Origin of the sequence: Streptomyces sp. NPDC050549, from assembly GCF_040655035.1 — a bacterium.
Classification (GTDB): Bacteria; Actinomycetota; Actinomycetes; order Streptomycetales; family Streptomycetaceae; genus Streptomyces.
This window is the reverse complement of record NZ_JBFAJD010000097.1, coordinates 1-6,291: the sequence shown is the minus strand read 5'-3', so window position 1 is coordinate 6,291 and position 6,291 is coordinate 1. Positions and strand designations below refer to the sequence as shown.

The window sequence follows — 6,291 nt, the reverse complement described above, 5'->3', positions numbered from 1 at the left end:
CCCAGGTCATCGCCTTCGACAGGGGGCACACAGCCATACCGGACCCGGGGGCCAGGCACCCCATTGCGGGGCCACGAGAAAGGTAACGGGGGGGGGCGGCTACCTCTTCGAAGCGCAGATCCTGTGCACTGTGCCAGACGAGTGCCTGCATGCTTTCTGCCCCTTTCGTCTGCGGGTTCGTTGTGGCTGGTCGCGCAGTTCCCCGCGCCCCTTACGGGGCGCTCCTCTTGCCACGACTCAAAAATGCTCGGAGTCCCTTTGCCGCGTCCTCAGTGCCGAACACCTCTGTGAACAGGGACCGTTCAAGGGCCAGGCCCGCCGCCATGCTCGCGTCCGTGCCGTGGTCCACCGCTTCCTTGATCGCCTCCAGGGCTGCCGGTGGGCCCTCGGACAGTTGGCGGGCGTAGTTCAGGGCGGCCTCCAGGGCCTCACCCGAGGGCGCCACCTCGTCCACCAGGCCGAGCCGTAGCGCCTCCTCCGCCTTCACCCTGCGGCCGGTCATCAGGAGGTTCTTCGCGCGGGCCGGCCCGATCAGGCGGGACAGGCGCTGCGTGCCGCCCGAGCCGGGCATGGTGCCCAGCTGGACCTCCGGCTGGGCGAAGACCGCGTCCTCCGCCGCCACCCGGTAGTCGGCGGCCAGGGCCAGTTCCATGCCGCCGCCCAGGGCGTAGCCGGTGACCGCCGCGATCACCGGCATGGGCAACCGCGACACCTCGTCGAAGGTGCGTTGCAGCGCGCGGTTCCAGCCGCGTATCTCCTCCGGACCCATCGCGGCCAGGGCCTTGACGTCGGCGCCCGCGGCGAAGAGCCGCTCACCGCCGTAGAGCACCACGGCCCGTACGGCGGGGGAGTCGGCCAGTTCGCGTACGCGGGCGGACAGTTCCTCTCTCTGCGCGGAGTCGAAGGCGTTCATCGGCGGGTTGTCGAGGCGGAGCGTGACCACCGGTCCTTCGGTGTCCAGCCGGATGCGTGGCACGTGGGAACCCTCCTCGTCGGCGGAGCGGCGGAAGCGGCGGCACGTGCGCTCGGATGGTTGTCCATGCGCACGCGCCGTCGTAAAGTGCGGCTCATAGGTTTTATAGACCAATGGGTACACTAAATTATGTGAGTGGGCAACCGACCGGTCGGGATCCGGTTTGCCCCATGAGCCGTGGTCGAGCCGTGTTCAGCGCCGAACACCACAGAGCGAGAGTGAGCCGTGCACAATTTCGCGAGCATCCTCGATTACCACCTGGCGCAGCGGCCCGAGGCCGTCGCCGTCGTCCAGGACGAGAGTTCTCTGACCGTCCGCCAACTGCACGAGCGCGTGAACGAGTTGGCGGCGGGCCTGGCCGGGCTGGGCGTCGGGCGCGGCGATGTCGTAGGTCTGCTGCTCTACAACCAGCCCGAATTCCTGGAGCTGGTGTACGCGACCAACCGGCTCGGCGCGGTCTTCCTGCCGCTCAACTACCGCCTCTCGGAAGAGGAGTGGCAGTACATCCTCGGGCACGCCCAGGCCAAGGTGATCGTCACCGAGCCGGAGTTCGTCCGGGCGGTGGAGCGCAGCGCCGGGTGTCTGACCGATCTGGAGCACCGGGTGCTGATCGGCGGGGATGAGCTGCCCGAGGAGCCGTGGACCGGATACGAGGAGTTGCTGGCCCGGCACAAGGGGGAGCGGGTGGAGCCCGTGGACGTCGAACTCGGCGATCTCCAGCGGCTCATGTACACCTCCGGGACGACGTCACGGCCCAAGGGCGTCCGCATCACCTACGGAAACCTTGAGGCGAAGAACCTCGCGCACATCGTCCACTTCGGTCTCACGGCGGCGGACACCACGTTGGTGTGCGGGCCGCTCTATCACGTGGGTGGACTGGACATGCCGGCCCTCGGGGTCCTCCACGCGGGCGGGAGTGTCGTACTCCAGCGGAAGGCGGGCCGCTCTATCACGTGGGTGGACTGGACATGCCGGCCCTCGGGGTCCTCCACGCGGGCGGGAGTGTCGTACTCCAGCGGAAGTTCGATCCGCAGGGAGTCCTGGACGCGATCGAGAAGCACCGGGTCACCAATGTCTGGCTGGCGCCCGCCATGGTCAACGCGGTGCTTGAGGTGCCCGACCGGGAGGAGTACGACACCAGCTCGGTGCGCTTCGTCCTCGGCGGTGGCGAGAAGACTCCCGAACCGGTGCTGCGGCCCATCATGACCGCCTTCCCCAACGCCTGGTTCGCCGATGCCTACGGCCTGACCGAGACCGTCTCCGGCGACACCTTCCTCGACCGCGAGCACGCGCTGTCCAAGCTGGGGTCGGTCGGGCGTCCCGTGCCGCAGACGCGCGTGCGGATCGTCGACGACACGGGTATCGAGGTCCCGGCTGGTGAGCTCGGGGAGATCACGCTGCGCGGACCGAAGGTCTTCGCCGGGTACTGGCGGGACGAGAAGGCCACGGCGGCGGCGCTCAGGGACGGCTGGTTCCACACCGGTGACATCGGGCACGTCGACGCGGACGGCTTCCTCTACATCGACGACCGGAAGAAGCGCATGATCGTCTCGGGTGGCGAGAACATCGCCACGCCCGAGGTGGAGCGCGTGCTGTACGAGCATCCGGCGGTACTGGAGGCCGCCGTGGTCGGGCTCGATCATCCCCGGTGGGGTGAAGTGCCGCGCGCCTTCGTGGTGTTCAGGCCCGGCGAGAGCGCCGGCGCGGAGGAGCTGCGGGAGTTCTGCCGGGCCCGGCTCGCGAAGTTCAAGGTGCCGGCCCGCTTCGACATCGTCGACGAGCTGCCCCGTACCCCGTCCGGCAAGGTCCTCAAGCGGACCCTGCGCGAGATCGCCGCGGAGGGCTGAGCCGTGGCGGAATCGAATGCCGTGAATGACGTGAACGCCCAACTCCGGCTCGACGGGCGGACGGTGTGGGTGACGGGTGCGGGGAAGGGGCTGGGGCGGGCCATCGCCGTCGCCCTTTCCCGGGCGGGCGCCACCGTGGCCGCAACGGCCCATACCGCAGCGGACCTTGAGAGTCTGGAGGCCGAACTCGCCGCGCACGGCGGCAAGGTGCTGGTGCTGCCCGGCTCGGTCGCCGACTCCACCGTCGTACGGACCATCGTGGAGCGCATCACCGACGGCGCCGACCGCCTCGACGCGGTCGTCAACTGCGCCGGTACGAGTCCCCACTTCACCCGCAGCGAGCGGGTCACCGACGAGGACTGGCAGCAGGTCCTCGACGTCAATCTCCAGGGCACCTTCTACTGCTGCCGCGAGGCCGGCAAGGTGATGCTGGCGCAGCGCTCGGGCTCGATCGTCAACGTCTCCTCGGTGCACGCCCGTACCGGCTTCGAGCGGATCGCCGCCTACGCTGCCAGCAAGGGCGGGGTCGAGGCGCTGACCAAGGCCCTCGCCGTCGAGTGGGCCGACCGCGGGGTACGGGTCAACGCCCTCGCGCCCGGCTACTTCCACACCGACCTCAGCTCCGGCCTGCTGGCCAGCCGCTGGGGCGAACGCATCGTCGACAGCACGCCGTCGGGCCGCGTCGGCGAGGTGGAGGAACTCGGCGGTGCCGCCGTCTTCCTCGCCTCGGACGCGTCGCGGTTCGTCACCGGGGCGACGCTCACGGTGGACGGCGGGTGGACCGCACGGTAGTTGGCCGATTCGCCTGCGGTGACTGGGGCTTCAGGTGTGCGCAAAGGTGCTCGTCCGTGCGTCGTTCTGTCCGTGAAGTGGCTTGAAGAAGCCCGGCCGCCCCGGCATCGTGAAGTCGGGGGACGCGGGCCAAATCGTTGGCGGCAGCGCGACTTCGCGGCCTGAACTCTTCCATTGGCGCGGTGCTCAAGGGGGAGGGATCCGCATGCCGGAAACGGTGTTCCTGGGCCGTGAGGACGAGCTCGCGCGGATGGCCGACCGGCTGCGCCGCGCCGGGCACAGCGAACCCCACAAGCCGATGCTGGCCCTGGCCCACGCGGTCGCCGCGTACCCGCTCGCGGGCCGCGGCGACTTCCCCGCCGCACGGGAACACGTCCGGTGCGCCATCGAGTACGCGAACCGGCTCGCCGACGCCAACGACCTGGCGTACGCGATGAGCGCACTGGCCCCGCTGCGGGCCGCGGAGAGCGACCACGCGGGCGTGGTCGAGGCGCTGAGCCCGCTGCTCGGCCCGGAACTCGCCTACCGCGACGCCATCGGCGAACCCGGGGTCTTCCCCTGGCGCCATCTGCTGGTCGAGATCCTGGTCCGCACCGGCCGTACGCGCGAGGCCGAGGCGGTGCTCGTGCCGCACGAGACGCTGGCCGGGGCCCGTGGCCGCTGGCCCGACACGGCCGCCGCCGCCCGCTGCCGCGGCATGGTCGAAGGGGCCCGCGGCGACACCGACGCCGCCGAGCGGGCCTTCCGGGTCGGACTGCGCCACTGCGGACAGCACACCACCTGCTGGGAGCGGGCACTGCTGCACCTCGCCTACGGCTCCTCCCTGCGCCGCGGCTCCAAACGTGGTGCCGCCGCGGTGGAACTCGACGTCGCCCGGGTCGCGTTCACCCGGCTGGACGCCATGCCCTTCGTGGAGCAGTGCCGGACGGAACTCGCCGCCTGCGGACGTACCTCGGCCCGCCCGCGCACCGCCTCGCACTCGGTGCTCACCCCGCAGGAACTCACCGTGGGCAGCCTCGTCGCCCAGGGCCTGAGCAACCGGCAGAGCCCTTCGTGGGGCCCGCCGCCTTGAAGGGAATGTTGTTGTTCGCGGTGATGTCACGCACGATGATCTCGGCCTGGTACGTGCCGCCGAGCCCCGGAAGCGTCGACCCGCACTCCGCCTCCAGCACGATCTCGATCTCCCCGGTGGCCTCGAACGTCACGTCGGCGATGGTGCTCTTCGGCCGCCGGGTGAACACCCGCACCAGCTCGACGTCGTTTGGTCCCATGGCCATCTACCTTGCGTTCCCCGAAGACGCCGAGCGGCTCGCGGATGGAGTGGCTTCGACCGTCACCTGCACGCGGACTCCCGGAACGGCCCGGGTGCCGCGCCCCAGAGGCGAGGTCGGGGATAACCCTGGCGTGGGGACACCAGGGCTACCGATGAGGAGTACTTCGGGGAGCCGGTGAGCGGCTGCTGGAGCATCCGCCCACGCGGCGTCGCACCACAGGCCGCCCTCGGACGCCCGACCCCTCCTTCACGCCCAGGACCCCGCACGACCATGTATTGCGATCCTGTTGATGTGATGAGTTGAAGAAGTCTTCACATCGTGGGCGTACGTGGTTCCCGCATGCCGGGACGGGCTAGATCTCGATCTGTGCCTCCACATGTTTGAGTTGGTGGCGGGCCATGGCCAGGTTCGAGCGGCCCTTGTCGAGCACCAGGTACAGGAACAGGCCGTTGCCGCCGCGGCCGGTGATCAGCCGGATCAGGTGGTACTGGCTGTCCAGCGTGATCAGGATGTCCTCGATCTGGCCCTTGAGGCCCAGCTGTTCCATGGTGCGCACCATGGCCCGGATGACATCCGTGTTGCCGGCCGCGGCGATCGTCAGGTCCAGGGTCTTGCTGCCGCCCAGCGTGCCCAGCGCCATTCCGCTGGTGTAGTCGACGACCGCTGCCCCCAACGCCCCCTCGATCCCGGCCATCATCTCCTTCAGTGACACTTCGACACTCGCCACGATGCCTCCCTTGTGTTGCGTCGACTGCGGCGGACCGGCGCTGCCGACCCGCCTCGGTGCCCGGACCGTAGGTGTTCGGCCCTGCCCCGCGGGGAGTCTCTTCGGGACTGACCCGCGACGATCGAACAACGGCCCGAGGGGACCTGTTGCTGCGCCAGAACTGCCCCGACCGGTAAGGAAATTGACACGGCCTGTTGCGAGCCGGCCCTGGAACTCCGGGACAAGGCAGGCGTGTTTTCGTGCAGCGGCGGCAACGTCCCACGCTCCAGGGTTGGTTGCGACCCTGCTCGTCTACTGGGCCCGGTGGACATCGATCTCGCGGCGACGGACGGCACGAACGCGCCCGCCGATCGATCAGCCGCATCCGCTCACGGACATCCACAGAGGCTTCCAGTTGATGACCGACGGTACCCTTACCGGTGAAGCGCTACCGCAAGGCCGTATGCCCCGCGTCGCAGACCGCTGGAGGCGGGGGCGCTTCAGGGGAGAGGCGCTTCAATGAGTGGAAGTCCTCCGCGGCCGGGCTGCCGAACTCCCCATGGCCGGACGGCCGGTGGTGTGCGGCCAATCTCGCCGGTACGAAGGTGGAGGTGTCGCCGGGAGAGGTGCTGATCGGCAGCACGCCGCGGAGGACGGCGGAAGGCTGGGGCCGGGTACGAGGGCCCTGCCGGTGCCGGA

The 6,291-nt window shown here is 69.7% G+C and carries 7 protein-coding genes and 1 pseudogene; 5 read left to right on the top strand and 3 right to left on the bottom strand.

From position 1 onward, the window contains the following. Positions 1-211: 211 nt before the first annotated feature. On the bottom strand, positions 212-976 hold the full coding sequence (locus tag AB0I51_RS48075; protein WP_362985818.1) for an enoyl-CoA hydratase-related protein: 765 nt from the start codon (positions 974-976) through the stop codon (positions 212-214). A gap of 222 nt (positions 977-1,198) precedes the next feature. Between AB0I51_RS48075 and AB0I51_RS48070 the strand changes: the two genes are divergently transcribed. The 5 genes and pseudogenes from AB0I51_RS48070 to AB0I51_RS48050 all read left to right on the top strand — a co-directional run bounded on the left by AB0I51_RS48070 (position 1,199) and on the right by AB0I51_RS48050 (position 4,684). Beyond that, a complete protein-coding gene (locus AB0I51_RS48070) occupies positions 1,199-2,179 on the top strand; it encodes an AMP-binding protein (protein ID WP_362985816.1) in 981 nt (326 codons plus the stop codon). Further along, a pseudogene (locus AB0I51_RS48065) lies at positions 2,062-2,343 on the top strand (AMP-binding protein); the annotation flags it as partial. The gene AB0I51_RS48070 and the pseudogene AB0I51_RS48065, both read left to right, overlap by 118 nt. A gap of 171 nt (positions 2,344-2,514) precedes the next feature. Further along, positions 2,515-2,820 (top strand): hypothetical protein, encoded by a 306-nt coding sequence (locus AB0I51_RS48060; RefSeq protein ID WP_362985820.1) that lies wholly within the window; start codon positions 2,515-2,517, stop codon positions 2,818-2,820. Positions 2,821-2,841: 21 nt separating this feature from the next. Continuing rightward, the gene (locus AB0I51_RS48055; protein ID WP_362985814.1) at positions 2,842-3,612 is read left to right on the top strand and encodes an SDR family oxidoreductase; all 771 of its coding nucleotides are present in this window, start codon (positions 2,842-2,844) and stop codon (positions 3,610-3,612) included. A gap of 205 nt (positions 3,613-3,817) precedes the next feature. Then, entirely contained in the window at positions 3,818-4,684 is an 867-nt protein-coding gene (locus tag AB0I51_RS48050; RefSeq protein WP_362985812.1) for a hypothetical protein, read from the top strand. Here AB0I51_RS48050 and AB0I51_RS48045 read toward each other — a convergent pair. Both AB0I51_RS48045 and AB0I51_RS48040 read right to left on the bottom strand, forming a co-directional pair. Then, entirely contained in the window at positions 4,614-4,883 is a 270-nt protein-coding gene (locus AB0I51_RS48045) for a hypothetical protein (protein ID WP_362985810.1), read from the bottom strand. The genes AB0I51_RS48050 and AB0I51_RS48045 overlap by 71 nt on opposite strands. A 355-nt stretch (positions 4,884-5,238) precedes the next feature. Next, a complete protein-coding gene (locus AB0I51_RS48040) occupies positions 5,239-5,613 on the bottom strand; it encodes a hypothetical protein (RefSeq protein ID WP_362985808.1) in 375 nt (124 codons plus the stop codon). Between the last annotated feature and the right edge of the window lie 678 nt (positions 5,614-6,291).

Coding starts and splice junctions, on each gene's coding strand:
- AB0I51_RS48060 (WP_362985820.1), top strand. CDS start 2,515: ATGATCGTCTCGGGTGGCGAGAACATCGCCACGCCCGAGGTGGAGCGC.
- AB0I51_RS48050 (WP_362985812.1), top strand. CDS start 3,818: ATGCCGGAAACGGTGTTCCTGGGCCGTGAGGACGAGCTCGCGCGGATG.
- AB0I51_RS48045 (WP_362985810.1), bottom strand. CDS start 4,883: ATGGGACCAAACGACGTCGAGCTGGTGCGGGTGTTCACCCGGCGGCCG.